At 63.8% G+C, this 15,521-nt stretch carries 14 protein-coding genes; 5 read left to right on the top strand and 9 right to left on the bottom strand.

The window, feature by feature from the left end:
• Nucleotides 1–2: 2 nt before the first annotated feature.
• On the top strand, nucleotides 3–3,860 hold the full coding sequence (locus ACFSNN_RS14680; protein ID WP_134457301.1) for a methylmalonyl-CoA mutase family protein: 3,858 nt from the start codon (nucleotides 3–5) through the stop codon (nucleotides 3,858–3,860).
• A gap of 222 nt (nucleotides 3,861–4,082) precedes the next feature.
• On the opposite strand, the gene ACFSNN_RS14675 is transcribed toward ACFSNN_RS14680, so the two are convergent.
• The gene (locus tag ACFSNN_RS14675; protein ID WP_134457300.1) at nucleotides 4,083–5,042 is read right to left on the bottom strand and encodes an NAD(P)H-dependent flavin oxidoreductase; all 960 of its coding nucleotides are present in this window, start codon (nucleotides 5,040–5,042) and stop codon (nucleotides 4,083–4,085) included.
• Between the two features lie 283 nt (nucleotides 5,043–5,325).
• On the opposite strand from ACFSNN_RS14675, the gene ACFSNN_RS14670 reads away from it, so the two are divergent.
• Nucleotides 5,326–6,216: an alpha/beta fold hydrolase gene (locus ACFSNN_RS14670; protein ID WP_134457299.1), complete on the top strand. Its 891-nt coding sequence runs from the start codon at nucleotides 5,326–5,328 to the stop codon at nucleotides 6,214–6,216.
• Between the two features lie 53 nt (nucleotides 6,217–6,269).
• On the opposite strand, the gene ACFSNN_RS14665 is transcribed toward ACFSNN_RS14670, so the two are convergent.
• Nucleotides 6,270–6,740: an Lrp/AsnC family transcriptional regulator gene (locus tag ACFSNN_RS14665; RefSeq protein WP_134457298.1), complete on the bottom strand. Its 471-nt coding sequence runs from the start codon at nucleotides 6,738–6,740 to the stop codon at nucleotides 6,270–6,272.
• A gap of 114 nt (nucleotides 6,741–6,854) precedes the next feature.
• Here ACFSNN_RS14665 and ACFSNN_RS14660 point away from each other — a divergent pair, with 114 nt between their 5' ends.
• Entirely contained in the window at nucleotides 6,855–7,754 is a 900-nt protein-coding gene (locus ACFSNN_RS14660) for a DMT family transporter (protein ID WP_134457297.1), read from the top strand.
• A gap of 317 nt (nucleotides 7,755–8,071) precedes the next feature.
• Here ACFSNN_RS14660 and ACFSNN_RS14655 read toward each other — a convergent pair whose 3' ends face one another.
• The 6 genes from ACFSNN_RS14655 to ACFSNN_RS14630 form a co-directional block, all read right to left on the bottom strand.
• Nucleotides 8,072–8,992, bottom strand: coding sequence for an MBL fold metallo-hydrolase (locus ACFSNN_RS14655; RefSeq protein ID WP_134457296.1), 921 nt, complete (start codon nucleotides 8,990–8,992; stop codon nucleotides 8,072–8,074).
• Complete coding sequence (locus ACFSNN_RS14650) at nucleotides 8,989–9,474, bottom strand: MaoC family dehydratase (protein ID WP_134457295.1); 486 nt, start codon at nucleotides 9,472–9,474, stop codon at nucleotides 8,989–8,991. Before ACFSNN_RS14650 ends, ACFSNN_RS14655 begins: the two co-directional genes overlap by 4 nt.
• On the bottom strand, nucleotides 9,471–9,710 hold the full coding sequence (locus ACFSNN_RS14645; protein WP_377688804.1) for a DUF1289 domain-containing protein: 240 nt from the start codon (nucleotides 9,708–9,710) through the stop codon (nucleotides 9,471–9,473). Before ACFSNN_RS14645 ends, ACFSNN_RS14650 begins: the two co-directional genes overlap by 4 nt.
• A gap of 4 nt (nucleotides 9,711–9,714) precedes the next feature.
• Complete coding sequence (locus tag ACFSNN_RS14640) at nucleotides 9,715–10,236, bottom strand: YbaK/EbsC family protein (RefSeq protein WP_134457294.1); 522 nt, start codon at nucleotides 10,234–10,236, stop codon at nucleotides 9,715–9,717.
• 54 nt (nucleotides 10,237–10,290) lie between these two features.
• Nucleotides 10,291–11,217, bottom strand: coding sequence for a hydroxymethylglutaryl-CoA lyase (locus ACFSNN_RS14635; protein ID WP_134457293.1), 927 nt, complete (start codon nucleotides 11,215–11,217; stop codon nucleotides 10,291–10,293).
• Between the two features lie 61 nt (nucleotides 11,218–11,278).
• The gene (locus tag ACFSNN_RS14630) at nucleotides 11,279–12,220 is read right to left on the bottom strand and encodes a 2-hydroxyacid dehydrogenase (RefSeq protein ID WP_134457292.1); all 942 of its coding nucleotides are present in this window, start codon (nucleotides 12,218–12,220) and stop codon (nucleotides 11,279–11,281) included.
• A 325-nt stretch (nucleotides 12,221–12,545) separates the two neighbouring features.
• On the opposite strand from ACFSNN_RS14630, the gene ACFSNN_RS14625 reads away from it, so the two are divergent.
• Both ACFSNN_RS14625 and ACFSNN_RS14620 read left to right on the top strand, forming a co-directional pair.
• Complete coding sequence (locus tag ACFSNN_RS14625; RefSeq protein WP_134457291.1) at nucleotides 12,546–13,148, top strand: RBBP9/YdeN family alpha/beta hydrolase; 603 nt, start codon at nucleotides 12,546–12,548, stop codon at nucleotides 13,146–13,148.
• Nucleotides 13,149–13,284: 136 nt separating this feature from the next.
• Entirely contained in the window at nucleotides 13,285–14,310 is a 1,026-nt protein-coding gene (locus tag ACFSNN_RS14620; RefSeq protein ID WP_134457290.1) for a sulfate ABC transporter substrate-binding protein, read from the top strand.
• Between the two features lie 93 nt (nucleotides 14,311–14,403).
• Here ACFSNN_RS14620 and bioB read toward each other — a convergent pair whose 3' ends face one another.
• Nucleotides 14,404–15,489: a biotin synthase BioB gene (bioB, locus tag ACFSNN_RS14615; protein WP_134457289.1), complete on the bottom strand. Its 1,086-nt coding sequence runs from the start codon at nucleotides 15,487–15,489 to the stop codon at nucleotides 14,404–14,406.
• Between the last annotated feature and the right edge of the window lie 32 nt (nucleotides 15,490–15,521).

Raw genomic sequence — 15,521 nt, 5'->3', positions numbered from 1 at the left:
ACATGACCGATCTGTCCACGCCGCAGCGCGCCGGCAGCCACAAGCTGCCCGCGGGCCGGCGACTGCGCTTTGTCACGGCGGCTGCATTGTTCGACGGCCACGATGCGTCGATCAACATCATGCGGCGCATTCTGCAGGCGAGCGGCGTCGAGGTGATTCACCTCGGCCACAATCGCTCTGTCGATGAAGTCGCCACCGCCGCGTTGCAAGAGGACGCCGACGGCGTCGCCGTGTCCAGCTACCAGGGCGGGCACAACGAATACTTCCGCTATCTGGTCGATCTGCTGCGAGGGCGCGGCGGCGAGCGCATCAAGGTGTTCGGCGGCGGCGGTGGGGTCATTGTCCCTGAGGAAATTTCGGAGCTCGAGCGTTACGGCGTCGAGAAGATCTATTCGCCGCAGGACGGACAGCGACTAGGGCTGCAAGGCATGATCGACGATATGATCGCGCGCTGCGCCGAAGGCGCGCGTGCGGCTGAGGCGGTCGGGCAGAGTCCGGTTGGCGAGTGGGTGGACGAGTTTTCGAAGCGTGGCTTGCCGCGCTTTGATTCGCGCGGCGATGCTGGCGGCGGCGAGGACGTGGATGCCGTGCGCAATCCGTTTAGTCAGGCGAGTCACGTGGGCAATGCGACGAGCGCGGATCGTGTGGCTGACACAGCCAACACAGCCAACACAGCCAGCGCCTCCGACCCAGCATCCCCCACCTTCCGCTGTCTCGCGCAACTCATCAGCGCATTCGAAGCGGGCGCCATCGACGCATCCGCCCGCGAAAAACTGTCCGCGCTAGCCAAGACCAAGGCCAAAGCAACCGCAATCCCCGTCCTCGGCATCACCGGAACCGGCGGCGCCGGCAAATCCTCGCTCACCGACGAACTGATCCGCCGCTTTCGCCTCGACTACGGCGACTCCCTCACCATCGCCGTCCTCGCCATCGATCCGTCGCGCCGCAAGTCCGGCGGCGCATTGCTCGGCGACCGCATCCGCATGAACGCGATCGGCGACTGGGGCGGCGGCGCGCGCGTCTACATGCGTTCGATGGCGACGCGCGAAGCGTCGAGCGAAATCTCCAACTCGCTGCCCGATGCGCTGATGCTGTGCAAAGCGGCGGGTTTCGATCTGATCGTCGTCGAAACATCCGGCATCGGCCAAGGCAATGCGGCGATCGTGCCGTTCGTCGACGAATCGCTGTATGTCATGACGCCGGAGTTCGGCGCGGCCAGCCAGTTGGAGAAGATCGACATGCTCGACTTCGCCGGCTTCGTCGCGATCAACAAGTTCGATCGGAAGGGCGCGCCGGACGCATTGCGCGACGTCGCCAAGCAGGTGCAGCGCAATCGCGCCGACTTCGCGAAGCCGCCGGAAACGATGCCGGTGTTCGGCACGATCGCCTCGCGCTTTAACGACGACGGCGTGACCGCGCTCTACCGGCACGTCGCCGAAGCGCTGCGCAAACACGGCTTGCGTTCAGGCGGCGGCCGTCTGGCCGCGCCCGAAGGTCTGCGCTTTTCGAGCGGCCGCAACGCCATCGTACCGCCGGCGCGGGTGCGCTATCTGGCGGATATCGCGCAGACGATCCACGCTTATCGCGAGCGAGCCGACGCGCAAGCGCGTCTGGCGCGCGAGCGCTGGCAACTTGTCGAGGCGCGCCGGATGCTCGGGGAGGCCGGTACACAGGCCGGGGCTGTGGCGCAATCGCTGGTAAGCGCGAGTGGCAACCCGAGCGAATATTCGAGCGGCAATTTGAGCGCTAAGCCGAGCGCCAACCCGAGCGCAAACCCGAGCGCAAACCCGAGCGCAAACCCGAACGCGAACCCGAACGCAAACCCGAACGCAAACCCGAACGCAAACCCGAACGCAAACCCGAACGCAAACCCGAACGCAAACCCGAGTGGCAATTCGAACGGCAACCCGAACGGCAACCCGAGTGGCAATTCGAGCGGCAACTTGCACGCCAATTCGAATGCCAACGCCAACGCCAACGCGAACAGCAACCCAAACTCAAACAAACACCCAGCAGCAAACGTCACCTCCGTCGACGCCCCTTCACCGCTTCAGCAACTCGACACCCTGGTCGCCCAACGCAGCGCCTCCCTCGGCGAACGCGAACGCGCGCTCCTCGACACCTGGCCGCAAACCGTCGCCGACTATTCAGGCGCCAAACACATCGTCCGCATCCGCGACCGCGAAATCCGCACTGCCCTCACCGTCACGACGCTTTCCGGCTCCGAAGTCCGCAAAGTTTCCCTGCCGAAATTCGTCGACCACGGCGAGATTCTGCGCTGGCTGATGCTCGACAATCTGCCCGGCTACTTTCCGTTCACCGCGGGCGTGTTCCCATTCCGCCGCGAAAACGAAGACCCGACGCGGATGTTCGCCGGCGAAGGCGATCCGCAACGCACCAATCGCCGCTTCAGGCTGCTCTCGGAAGGTATGCCGGCCAAGCGCCTGTCGACCGCCTTCGATTCGGTCACGCTGTACGGCGAAGAACCCGACGAGCGCCCCGACATCTACGGCAAGGTGGGCAATTCGGGCGTGTCGGTGGCGACGCTCGACGACATGAAGATGCTCTACGACGGCTTCGATCTCTGCGCGCCGGAAACCTCGGTCTCGATGACGATCAACGGTCCCGCGCCGACTATCCTCGCGATGTTCTTCAACGTTGCGATCGACCAGCAGATCGCGCGCATGACGCAGCAGCAAGGCCGACCGCTCACGGACGACGAACTCATCGCCACACGCCGCACAGCGCTCGAAAACGTGCGCGGCACCGTGCAAGCCGACATCCTGAAGGAAGACCAAGGCCAGAACACCTGCATCTTCTCGACCGAATTCAGCCTCAAGGTGATGGGCGATATTCAGGCGTACTTCGTCGAGCATGGCGTGCGCAATTTCTATTCGGTGTCGATCTCCGGCTATCACATCGCCGAAGCTGGCGCGAACCCCATCTCGCAACTCGCCTACACGCTCGCGAACGGCTTCACCTATGTCGAGGCCTATCTCGCCCGCGGCATGTCGATCGACGACTTCGCGCCGAATCTGTCGTTCTTCTTTTCGAACGGCATGGACCCGGAGTACACGGTGCTGGGCCGCGTCGCACGGCGCATCTGGGCCGTCGCCATGCGCGAGCGCTACGGCGCGAACGAACGCAGCCAGAAGCTCAAGTATCACGTGCAGACGTCGGGCCGCAGCCTGCACGCGCAGGAGATCGACTTCAACGATATCCGCACCACGCTGCAAGCGCTGATCGCGATCTACGACAACTGCAATTCCCTTCACACGAATGCCTTCGACGAAGCGATCACCACGCCCACCGAAGATTCGGTGCGCCGCGCGGTGGCGATCCAATTGATCACCAATCGTGAATGGGGGCTCGCGAAAAATCAGAATCCGAATCAGGGCAGCTTCGTGATCGAAGAACTGACCGACCTGGTGGAAGAGGCGGTGCTCGCCGAATTCGACCGGCTGACCGAGCGCGGCGGCGTGCTCGGCGCGATGGAAACCGGCTATCAGCGCGGACGCATTCAGGACGAGTCGATGTTGTACGAGCATCGCAAGCATGACGGCTCGTATCCGATTGTCGGCGTGAATACGTTCTTGAGCGCGCATCCGCATGAGGCGCCGCAGCCGATCGCGCTAGCCCGTTCCACCGACGACGAAAAACAGAGCCAGTTGCAACGTCTGCGCGCTTTCCAGGCGCAGCATCGCGACGCGGCGCCGGCTGCGCTCGAACGCCTGAAGCGCGCGGTGATCGATGATGAAAACGTGTTCGGGGTGCTGATGGACGTCGTGCGTGTCTGCTCCCTCGGACAGATCACACACGCGTTGTTTGAAGTGGGCGGGCAGTACCGCCGCAATATGTAAGTCAGGCTGTGCGGTGAGCGCTGCGGCTTGGCCTGAAGTTGGGCCAGTGCGCAAAGCCGTTCCAGCTCTGGCGCACCGGTTTAGGCGCGTGGGTCAGAGGCGTCCGATCGAAGTGTCCGATCCAGCGCCCCGAACCGGCCGCCCCGGCTCAAGCGCCTCCGCCAAGGCGCACAGGCCAACGCGCAACGCTCACCCCGCCGAGTCACGCCGGGCTGCACCACCTCAGCGCGCGATCCCGAGCCGCGCCTTCGCATCGTCATATTCCTTCGTCAGACGCTGCACCAGGTCGCCCACGCTCGGCACGTCGTCCATCAGCCCGACGCCCTGACCCGCGCCCCAGATGTCTTTCCACGCCTTCGCCTTATCGCTGCCGAAGTTCATCGCGCTCTTGTCCGATTCCGGCAGCGCATCCGGGTCCAGCCCCGCGTTGAGGATACTTTCGCGGATGTAGTTGCCGTGCACGCCGGTAAACAGGTTCGTATAGATGATGTCCGACGCCGTGGAATTGACGATCGCCTGTTTGTAGCTGTCGACCGCGTGCGCTTCCTTGGTCGCGATGAAGCGCGTGCCCATGTAGGCGAGGTCCGCGCCCATGGCCTGTGCGGCGAGAATCGAGCCGCCGTTGGCGATCGAGCCCGACAGCACGATCGGGCCGTCGAATATGCGCCGGACTTCGCCGACCAACGCAAACGGCGAGGTCGTGCCCGCATGGCCGCCCGCGCCGGACGCGACCAGGATCAGACCGTCGACGCCTGCTTCCAGCGCCTTCTGCGCATGGCGCAGATTGATCACGTCGTGCAGCACGATGCCGCCGTAGCTGTGCACGGCATCGACAATTTCGCGCGCCGGCGCCCGCAGGCTCGTGATGAAAATCGGCACCTTGTGTTCGACGCACACGCGCACGTCGTGTTCGAGCCGCGTATTCGATTGATGGACGATCTGATTGACCGCGATCGGCCCGATGAGCGCATCGGGATTGGCCGCTTTGTGCTCGGCGAGTTGCGCCTGAATCTGCGTGAGCCATTCGTCGAGCAGTTCAGCCGGGCGGGCATTCAGCGCGGGAAACGAGCCGACGATCCCGGCCTTGCATTGAGCCAGCACGAGTTCGGGATAGCTGACGATGAACATCGGCGAAGCGACGACGGGCAGCGCAAGTTTTTGCAGGACGGCGGGCAATGCCATAGTGCGTGTCTCCTGATTTGGGCGGATCGGCGCGTCGTTGCGCGTCCGGCGATGACTGAGTTTAGCGGCACATGGCTTGCGGCGCATTCATCCGCCGCAGACATGCGAAAAATTTAAGAACGGTCGTTCGATTATAGGCGAAGCGCGGCGGGCGCGTTCGATTGAGGCGTTTGGAATAGTTGGAAGGAGTGTTCAGGTTCTATGCTTGCGTGGGCTATCCCACCTCGCGCGGACACATCGGGCTTTTACAATGCAGGGACTCCAAAATCACGAGAGAGACGCCATGGCCTTCGAGAGTTTCACGCCCTTTCGCGTCGCCGTGGGCGATGTCGATATTTTTGGAGTGAAGGGCGGGGCGGGGCCGCCTCTTCTGCTGCTGCACGGTCATCCGCAGTCGCATCTGATCTGGCAGAAGTGCGCCGCGCAACTGGCCGAGCATTTCACGGTGATCGCCACGGACCTGCGCGGTTACGGCGCGTCGGGCAAGCCGCCGAGCGACGCCGCGCACACGCCGTATTCCAAGCGCGCGATGGCGGCCGACCAGGTCGCCGTGATGCGCCATTTCGGCTTCGAACGTTTTCTCGTGTGCGCGCACGATCGCGGCGCGCGCGTCGCGCATCGCATGGCGCTCGATCATGCGGACGCCGTCGAGCGTCTGATGCTGCTAGACATTGCGCCGACGCTCGCGATGTACGAAGCCACCGACCGCACCTTTGCGACGCACTACTTCCACTGGTTCTTCCTGATCCAGCCGGAGCCGCTGCCTGAGACACTGATCGGCGCGAATCCAGCGGCGTATGTCGACGCGGTGATGGGCAGCCGTCACGCGGGTCTTGCGCCGTTCGAGCCCGCCGCGCTCGACGCCTATCGCGCGGCCCTCGCGCAACCGGACGCGATTCACGCGATGTGCGAGGACTACCGCGCGTCGGCGAGCATCGACCTTGAGCTTGATCGCGCCGACATCGAACGCGGTCACAAGATTGGCTGCCCGTTGCGCGTGCTGTGGGGCGACAAGGGCGTGATCGAGAAGTGCTTCGACGCGCTGGCGGAATGGCGTCATGTGGCGCGCGACGTGAGCGGCCGCGCGCTGTCTTGCGGACACTACATTCCCGAAGAAGCGCCGGACGAACTGGTCGCCGAAATGCTGTCCTTCTTCGAAGCGGTCGAACAGTAAGTCTTTCCGTTCGTTCCGTTTCGCGCATACGCGACGCCGCGCCGGCGCCTCGCTCAGCCGAGCGGCGGCAGACGGCGCGCGACCGGCGTCGACTTGACGATCGCGGTGCTGGTCTCCGCGCGCTCCGTGACCTTCGACAAAATCTCGTCGAGTTGCTCGATCGAATGGAGATACAGGCGGCAGATGAAGCAATCGTCGCCCGTTACCTTGTCGCATTCGACGAACTCCGGAATCCGCTGGATCACCTCTTCCACCAGATGCAACTGACCGGGCAGCGGCTTCACGCGCACGATGGCCTGCAGCGTGTAGCCGAGCGCGCGCGGATCGATCTGCACTGTGAAGCGCTCGATCACGCCTTGCGCTTCGAGCCTGCGCACGCGCTCCGCCGTGCTCGGCGCCGACAGGCCGACCTGACGCGCCAGTTCGCTGACCGGCTGACGGGCATCTTCCGCGAGCGCAGCGAGAAGCGCGCGGTCGGTGTCGTCGAGCGGGGCGGGCGTTGCAGTAACAAGGCGTTTGGTCATGACGGCCTTCGATTATTAGGTTGCCTGGCGAGAATGCTTAAGTTTAGCCATGTATTCGGACGATCGGATTAATTACACTGCTCGTCATGCAGGAATCAATTCGAGGATCGAAACATGGCGTCAAACGAAATCCGCCGCGGAGCAGCGGAAATGACCATGGCCATGCTGATGTCCGGCACCATCGGCTGGCTGGTGGTGTCGTCGCAGCAAAGCCCGTTCAATGTCGTGTTCTTCCGCTGCATTTTCGGCGGCGCGACGCTCGCGCTCGTGTGTGCCTTACTCGGCCTGTTCCAGCGCAAGCTGTTCTCGTGGAAGATGCTCGGCCTCGCCTTGCTCGGCGGCGCGGCAATCGTCGTCAACTGGGTGTTGCTGTTCGCCGCGTATTCGCGCGCGTCGATTTCGATGGCGACGGCGGTCTACAACACGCAGCCGTTCATGCTGGTGGCGCTCGGCGCGCTGGTGTTCCGCGAGCGCATTAGCGCGTCGACGGTTGCGTGGCTGGTGATCGCGTTCGTCGGCCTGGTGTTCGTCGTGAAGGTCGAACCGGCGGTGCTGGCGGTGCCGGGGCAATATCTGGTCGGCGTCGCGTACGCGGTGGGCGCGGCGGCAATGTACGCGGTGTCGTCGATCATTACGAAGCGGCTCAAGGGCACGCCGCCGCATCTGATCGCGCTGATCCAGGTGTCGCTCGGCGTGCTGATGCTCGCGCCGTTCGTGCGCTTCGATGCGTTGCCCGCAACCGGCGTGCAGTGGCTCGAACTGATCGTGCTCGGCATCGTCAATACCGGCCTCATGTACGTGCTCCTGTACGGTGCGATCCAGAAGCTGCCGACTTCGATGACGGGCGCGCTCTCGTTCATCTATCCAGTGGTGGCGATCATTGTCGACCGGGTTGCGTTCGGGCAAACGCTTGCGTGGATTCAGGTGCTGGGGGCGGTGCTGATTCTGGTGGCGGCTGCCGGCGTCAATCTGGGCTGGCGGATCGTTCCGCAGAAGCGCCTGTCGTCGACCTGACGGGCGTTGCGCTGTTGCGGCGAATCACAATGCTACGGATTCCAGAGTAACCAGGCGCGCGAATTTATTCATATCGGTAATGAATAGAAAGACGCGCGACTGCGGGGCCTCGTAACGCGACGTGTTGCAGACGGCTTTGAAAGCGGGCGTCAAACTTCTGTAGGGAAATCACCGATGCGGTCAAAAAACCGGCGCGCGTATCATGCGTCTTGACGCTGATCACGTCCGACAGAATTTCCGCCGCTCGCCTGCAAGGGTCGAGCGGCTTTCTTTTTGTAGCGACGATATTTCGCTTTGCCTCTGTCAGCGGCGGCGCGTCAGGCCGCGCGCGCGACGATGCGCGCGCCATCCACTTCCAGCGGCCCATTCCTGGTCGCCAGTTCCTCGACGATCTCCTTCAGCAACGCGGGCCATTCACCACGCGGCTTGAGCATCGACGCGGCGGCGCGCATCACGCTGGCGTCGTCGAGCATTTGCAGCAAGGTGTCGAAGTGCATCGCGCGGACTTCGAGCAGTTTGAACACGATCAGCACCTTCAGCGCGTTCTTTGCATTGCGCGCGGGATCGGCGCGCAGCCACGCAACACGCGAAAACGCGCGTTCAAGCGCCTGTTCGACATTCGTGAACTGTGCGCCATGGCCGGGGATCACGAGACACACGTCGAGCTTCGCAATGGCTTCCAGCACGGCTTGCTCTTCGGCGAAACCGCTTTCGCCTTCCAGTTCGGGAAAGATCACGCCGAAGCCGTTTTCCCACAGCGCGTCCGCGCTGATCAGGATGCGTTCGTCCGCGCAGTAAAGCATCAGCGAATGCGGATCGTGGCCGGGCGCGCCGAGCACGTCCCAGTCGAGCGCGCCGAGCCGCAAGCGTGCGCCGGGCGCGATCGTTCCGGTGAAGCCGAAGCGCTCGCAGGTCTGGCCAGTGGCCAGAAACGTCAGGCGCGTTTCGTCCCAGTCGCGCACGGCGCCGGCTTCCGAGGCCGGAATGACGGTACGGCACGGCCACGTCGCCTGCAAGAGCGCATTGCCGCCGCAATGGTCCGAATGCAGATGCGTGTTGACGATCAGGTCGAGCGGCCGCGCGCCGAGCGCTTGCCGCACGAGGGCGAGCGTTTGCGGCGCGTGCGTGGCGTAGCCGGTATCGACCAGCGCGGCGCAGGCGTCGTCCACCAGCAGCACGTTGTTCGACGAGAGCCAGCCGCGTTCGAAAACCCGAATCGATTCCGGCAGCGCGATCATGGCGAATCGGGCGCTACGTTTGCGCTTGTGTCTGCATTCGCGGACGCCTCGGGTTTCGGCATTACGAGAATCGTCGACGAACCGATCAACATGGTCTCGCCACGCTGGTTCACGACCGAGCCTTCGAGATGCGTCAGATCGCCGTTCAGACTCGGCTTCCAGTAAGCATGCTTCACGCGCCAGGTGATCGTGAGCGTGTCGTTCGCGTGGACGGCTTTCTTCAGCTTGATATCGAAGTCGAGACCGAGCGGTTGCGCGAAGGTCGAATAGTGCGTTGCCAGGAGCGCCATGAAATGCGCGGTGGGCTGCGTGCCGGACGCGATCAGTCCGCCGAAGCGGCTTTGCGCGGCATACGCTTCGTCGTGATGCAGCGGGTTGTGATCATTGACGAGCGCGGCGAACGACTTCACCGACTCCGCCGACAACTCCAGCGTCGAGCTGAACGTTTCGCCAACCGTGACGATGCGCGGCGCGGCGTTCATCGCCGCACCTTCGGCTGCCTGGCGACGAACTCCGCGTGGCGAAGCTCGATCGCGTCCCAGACCGCGCGCTTCGCGTCGTCGTCGAATAACGACCAGCCGGCGATTTCGTCGATGGTGCGCAGGCATCCCTCGCACCAGCCCGTCGACGCGTCCATCCTGCACACGTTGATGCAAGGCGACGGCACGGCGTGGTGATCTTCGTTATCGAGGCCCGCTGTCATCGTCATCGTCGTCATCGCGTCACGCCGTCTCGCGCAGCGCCACGTCGATCACCGGCGCGTTCGTGAGCGCAATCAGCTCTTGCGCGGTCAGATTGAACACCGCGTGCGGATGACCCGCGGCGGCCCACAGACTGTCGAGTTCGAGCAGATCGGCGTCGATCAGCGTGACCGGCTCGGTCGCATGACCGATCGGGCAGACGCCGCCGATCGCATAGCCGGTTTTTTCGCGGACGAATTTCGCGTCCGCGCGGCCGATGTCGCCGACCTGCGCGGCGACTTTCTTTTCATCCACACGATTCGCGCCGCTCGCGATCACCAACACCGGCGCGTCGTCTTCACGGCGGCGAAACAGGATCGACTTGGCGATCTGCGCGACCGAGCAGCCGAGTCCCGCGGCGGCTTCGGCGGAGGTCTTGCCGGTTTCCGGCAGCATCACGATCCGGCCCGCGTGACCGCGTTCGCGCAACAGCAGCGCGACGCGGCGCGCCGAGTCGGGCAGCGTGGTGAGATCGTCGGAGTCGAGAGAAGCGTGGTCCGTCATCGGTTCAGGTCCTGATTGATTGCATGAGTGTTGAGCGGTCCCATTGCACCAGCGTCAAACGCAGTTGGCCGCTTCGCTGCGCGCTTTGGCGAGCAGCGCTTTGCCGGCGCGCGAAACATTGGGCCGGCCGATCGACGTCGAGATGAAATCGCCGATCGCCACGACTTGCGCGAGGTCGATGCCGGTTTTGATGCCGAGGCCGTTCATCAGATACAGCACGTCTTCGGTCGCGACGTTGCCCGTCGCGCCCTTCGCATACGGACAGCCGCCGAGGCCCGCCACCGAGGCGTGATAAATCTCGATGCCTTCCTGCAGCGCTGCGTAGATGTTGGCGAGCGCCTGGCCATAAGTGTCGTGGAAGTGGCCCGATAGACGTTCGCGCGGAAACACCTGCGTGACCGCCTCGAAGACTTCACGCGTGCGCTTCGGTGTGCCGACGCCGATCGTGTCGGCGATATCGATCTCGTCGCAGCCGAGCGCCGCGAAGCGCTGGACCACGTCGACGACCGACGCGACCGGCACTTCGCCTTGATACGGGCAGCCCAACGCGCACGAAACGCTGCCGCGAATCCGCAAGCCATGCTCCTTGGCCGCCTGCGCGACCGGCACGAACCGGTCGATGCTTTCCGCGATGCTGCAGTTGATGTTCTTCTGCGAGAACGCTTCGCTGGCGGCGCCGAAAATCACGATCTCGTCGGCACGCGCGGCGAGCGCGCCCTCGAAGCCGCGCAGATTCGGCGTCAACACCGAGTAGATCGTGCCGGGACGGCGTTCGATGCCGGCCATTACGTCGGCGCCGTCGGCCATCTGCGGCACCCATTTCGGCGACACGAACGAAGCGGCCTCGACGTTACGAAAGCCCGCCGCCGACAGACGGTTGATCAACTCGATCTTGATCGCGGTGGGTACGAAGTCCTTTTCGTTCTGAAGTCCGTCACGCGGACCGACTTCGACGATTTTCACTTGCTGGGGTAGGGCCATGATGTGTCTCCTATGTCGGCGCCGCGCATGGCGGCGCTCCCTTCAACTGGATTCGATGGGTTCAGTATCCGCGTTCGATATTCACCACGCCGCTGATCGTGTCGCCGCGCACGAGCGCGGTGATCTTCTGCGCGATCTGGGCGACGCTTTCTTCGCGCAACGTCAGCGCGGACACGTGCGGCGTGATCGTGATGCGCGGCTCCCGCCAGAACGGATGATCCGGCGGCAACGGTTCTTCGCGGAACACGTCGAGCGTGGCGGCGGTGATCTGCCCGCTCGCGATGGCGTCGAGCAAATCCTGTTCGACCAGATGCCCGCCGCGCGCCAGGTTGATCAGATAGGCGCCGTGCGCGAGCTTCGCGAAGGTGCGCGCGTTCAGCACATCGGCCGTATCCGGAGTATGCGGCAGCAGATTGACCAGCACTTTCGCGCCGTCGAGAAACGCGTCGAACTGCGCTTCGCCAGCGAATGTCGTGATGCCGTCGATCTGCCGCGGGCTGCGGCTGTAGCCGCGCACCGGCACGCCGAACGCCGCGAGCGTTTGTGCAACATTTGCGCCGAGCACGCCGAGTCCGAGCACGCCCACCGTGAAAGTGTCACGCGGATGCGGCTCGAGCACTTCCCAGCGGCGCTCGTTTTGCAGCGTCTGATATTCGTCGAAACGGCGCAGGTAGCGTAGCACCGCGTGCGTCGCATACTCGGCCATTTGCGGCGCCATGCCGGTGTCCTCCAGCCGGATCAACTGCGCGTTGCGCGGCAACGTGCCGGGCTGTTCGTGTTCTAACGCGAGGATCGCGTCGACGCCCGCGCCGAGATTGAAGATCGCGCGCAGATCGTCACGGCCGGCCAGCATCTCGCGCGGCGGACGCCACACGACCGCGAAATCGGCCGGCGCGGTGTCGCCCGGTTGCCATTCACGCAGATCGGCTTGCTGCAGTGCGCGGGCAAGATCGTGCAGCCACGCGGCAGCATCGGATTGAGGCGTGTAGAAGAGGATTTTCATACGGTCCGGAAGGCGCCTGCGAGAACGGGTCTGGAGACGAACAAGCCACGGCATGATCGGCGCGACGGCTGCGGCGTTGCGGACGACGCTTGCGGCATGAGACCTCCTCCTTTTATGGATAGGCTTCATTCTACTTTTTCGACGCGATTCGCGCGCGTTTGCGTACGGGCGTGCGGTTCGTTGCTGAGCTTTCCGCCGCGCGGGCCGTATCTGGCGCCGCATTTGCCTGCGCATTTGCCCCATAAACAAAGCACAAAAACTTGGTTCGCCCGCGCGGCGCCGGGCGGGACAATCACTATCCGGATTCCCGCAGCGAGGCGCACACATGCTTTCATGCACCAAATCGACATGGCCGCCGCGGCTCGTCACCGTTCCCGGTCTGCACGGCAGCGAGGGCGCGCACTGGCAGAGCTGGCTGGAGCGTCAGTTCGCGCGCTCGCTGCGCGTCGAGCAAGCCGACTGGGACGCACCGGACCTCGCGGTGTGGTCGAAATCGTTGCGCGATCTGCTGGCGCGCGAGCGCGGGCCGTTCGTGCTGGCAGCGCATAGCTTCGGTTGCCTTGCAACCGCGTATGCATTGCAGCAGGCCTCGCATGCGAACGACGTGGTCGGCGTGCTGTTCGTGGCGCCCGCGAGTCCGCGGAAATTCGCCTTCGCGGGACCGTTCGACGCGCGGCGTCTCGGCGTGCCCTCGATCCTGATCGGCAGCGAAACCGATCCGTGGATGCCGCTCGCCGGTTCGCGCGATCTCGCGCGGCGTTTCGGCAGCGCGTTCGTCAATCTCGGCGACGCGGGGCATATCAACACCGCGGCCGGTTTCGGTCCGTGGCCGCGCGCGAAATATTTCGTCGATACGCTCGTGCATTGCGCGGCGCCGCTGCGCTTTCGCGAGGAGTCGTTCGAGGCTGTACAGCATGCGTTCGTGTGAGTGATCGGGCCGCGCCGTTCGCGCTTCGAGTGACGCGCGTAGCGGCCGCTGGCCAAGTAAGCGATCCGTTAGAATCCCGCTTCACGCTGCACGTTCGTGCGGCCACTGGTTTTCATCATCGATAGGCGGGGACAAGATGGCAGGCAAGACGGGGACATCGCGCCGGCTGGCAGCCGGCATGACGGCAATCATGCTCGCGCTGGCGGGCATGTCGACGGCGCACGCGGATACATCGCTGCTCAACGTCTCGTACGACGTGACGCGCGAGTTGTACAAGGACATCAACGCCGGTTTCATCGCGGCGTACAAGCAGAAGAGCGGCGAGAACGTATCGATCCGCCAGTCGCACGGCGCGTCGAGCGCGCAGGCGCTGTCGGTGCTGCAAGGCCTGCAGGCCGACGTGGTGACGATGAACCAGCCGAACGACATCGACCTGCTCGCCGAGAAAGGTCAACTGGTGCCGGCCAACTGGCGCGCGCGTCTGCCGAACGACAGCGCGCCGTACACCACGACCATGGTGTTCCTGGTACGCAAGGGCAATCCGAAGCACATCAAGGACTGGGACGATCTCGCCAAGCCGGGCGTTCAGGTGGTGATCGCGAATCCGAAGACTTCGGGTAACGGACGCTACACATATCTGGCCGCATGGGGTTATCGCAAGCAGCACGGCGGCACCGATGCGCAGGCGCTCGACTTCGAAAAAGAGATCTTCAAGAACGTGCCGGTGCTCGACACGGGTGGGCGCGGCGCGACGACCACCTTCACGCAACGCGGCATCGGCGACGTGCTGGTGACGTTCGAAAACGAAGTCGCTCTGATGGACACAGGCGTGGGCGGCGGCAATTTCGAGGCCGTGTATCCGTCGGTGAGTTTGCTGGCGGCGCCGCCGGTGTCGATCGTCGACAAAGTGGTCGACAAGCGCGGCACGCGCAAGGAGGCGCAGGCTTATCTCGACTATCTGTGGTCGCCGGCGGCGCAGGAGATCATCGCGCAGCATCATCTGCGTCCGCGCGACAAGACCGTGCTCGCGAAGCACGCGGCGGAGTTCAAGCCGATCAAGACCTTCACCGTCGAAGAGATGTTCGGCAGCTGGCAGAAAGCGCAGCAAACGCACTTCTCCGATGGCGGGACGTTCGATCAGATCATCGTGGATAAGAAGTAGGTTTTTAGCGCCGTCAGTCAGCAAAGAGGCTACCTCGAAAAACGAGGCAGCCTTTTTTTATTGCGCGTGCTCTATCTCGCGCTATGCATACGCTCAGTTCGGCGCAGCGTGCTTATCGCAACCATGTTCGCAGCCGCTTTGATCGAGCGGCATTTGCTGCGCGGCTTCGGCGCGAATGCCGAGACGTTCGAGCAGCTTGCGGTCCGCTTCCGCTTGCGGGTTGCTGGTGGTCAGCAACTGATCGCCGTAGAAAATCGAATTCGCGCCGGCGAGGAAGCACAATGCCTGCAACGCTTCGTCCATCTGCTCGCGGCCGGCCGACAGACGCACCATCGCGCGCGGCATGGTGATGCGCGCGATCGCGATCGTACGCACGAATTCGAACGGGTCGATTGCCTCCGTGCCGGTCAGCGGCGTGCCTTCCACCTGCACCAGATTGTTGATAGGCACCGATTCCGGATACGGCTCCATGTTCGCCAGTTGCGCAATCAGACCGGCGCGCTCACGGCGCGATTCACCCAGGCCGACAATCCCGCCGCAGCACACGTTGATACCCGCATCGCGCACGCGTTCCAGCGTGTCGAGGCGGTCCTGATACGTGCGCGTCGAAATGATCTGCCCGTAGAACTCCGGCGACGTGTCGAGGTTGTGGTTGTAATAGTCGAGGCCCGCTTCGCGCAGCCCTTGCGCCTGATGCGTTTCGAGCATGCCGAGCGTCACGCAGGTTTCCAGACCCATCGCCTTTACGCCGCGGATCATGTCCTTGATCGGTTCGAGGTGACGGTCTTTCGGATTGCGCCACGCGGCGCCCATGCAGAAGCGCGTCGCGCCGTTTTCCTTGGCGACTTTCGCGGCGGCGAGCACTTCGTCGACCGGCATCAGCTTGTCGGCTTGCAGGCCCGTGTCGTGATGCACCGACTGCGGACAGTACGCGCAATCTTCCTCGCAGCCGCCGGTCTTGATCGACAGCAGCGTGGACAGTTGCACGGTGTTCGCATCGAAATGCTCGCGATGGGTTTGCTGTGCCTTGAACATCAGGTCGTTGAACGGCAGTTCGTACAATGCGACGATGTCGGCGACGCGCCAGCGCGCGACCTGCTTCGCGCCGGCCGCGGTGTTGGCATTGTTGTTTGCCGCGGCTGTGCCGGCGGGCGTGGGAGCGATGTTCAGTTGCGTCATGTCGTCAATCCTCATGGATGGATATGTGAGTT

The sequence above is a fragment of the Paraburkholderia dipogonis genome, assembly GCF_042680985.1.
Taxonomy (GTDB): Bacteria; Pseudomonadota; Gammaproteobacteria; order Burkholderiales; family Burkholderiaceae; genus Paraburkholderia; species Paraburkholderia phytofirmans.
This window is presented reverse-complemented; position numbering and strand designations above follow the sequence as displayed.

Coding starts and splice junctions, on each gene's coding strand:
- ACFSNN_RS14660 (WP_134457297.1), top strand. CDS start 6,855: ATGGCGTCAAACGAAATCCGCCGCGGAGCAGCGGAAATGACCATGGCC.
- ACFSNN_RS14620 (WP_134457290.1), top strand. CDS start 13,285: ATGGCAGGCAAGACGGGGACATCGCGCCGGCTGGCAGCCGGCATGACG.
- bioB (WP_134457289.1), bottom strand. CDS start 15,489: ATGACGCAACTGAACATCGCTCCCACGCCCGCCGGCACAGCCGCGGCA.
- ACFSNN_RS14680 (WP_134457301.1), top strand. CDS start 3: ATGACCGATCTGTCCACGCCGCAGCGCGCCGGCAGCCACAAGCTGCCC.
- ACFSNN_RS14665 (WP_134457298.1), bottom strand. CDS start 6,740: ATGACCAAACGCCTTGTTACTGCAACGCCCGCCCCGCTCGACGACACC.
- ACFSNN_RS14635 (WP_134457293.1), bottom strand. CDS start 11,217: ATGGCCCTACCCCAGCAAGTGAAAATCGTCGAAGTCGGTCCGCGTGAC.
- ACFSNN_RS14670 (WP_134457299.1), top strand. CDS start 5,326: ATGGCCTTCGAGAGTTTCACGCCCTTTCGCGTCGCCGTGGGCGATGTC.
- ACFSNN_RS14640 (WP_134457294.1), bottom strand. CDS start 10,236: ATGACGGACCACGCTTCTCTCGACTCCGACGATCTCACCACGCTGCCC.
- ACFSNN_RS14655 (WP_134457296.1), bottom strand. CDS start 8,992: ATGATCGCGCTGCCGGAATCGATTCGGGTTTTCGAACGCGGCTGGCTC.
- ACFSNN_RS14630 (WP_134457292.1), bottom strand. CDS start 12,220: ATGAAAATCCTCTTCTACACGCCTCAATCCGATGCTGCCGCGTGGCTG.
- ACFSNN_RS14675 (WP_134457300.1), bottom strand. CDS start 5,042: ATGGCATTGCCCGCCGTCCTGCAAAAACTTGCGCTGCCCGTCGTCGCT.
- ACFSNN_RS14625 (WP_134457291.1), top strand. CDS start 12,546: ATGCTTTCATGCACCAAATCGACATGGCCGCCGCGGCTCGTCACCGTT.
- ACFSNN_RS14650 (WP_134457295.1), bottom strand. CDS start 9,474: ATGAACGCCGCGCCGCGCATCGTCACGGTTGGCGAAACGTTCAGCTCG.
- ACFSNN_RS14645 (WP_377688804.1), bottom strand. CDS start 9,710: ATGACGACGATGACGATGACAGCGGGCCTCGATAACGAAGATCACCAC.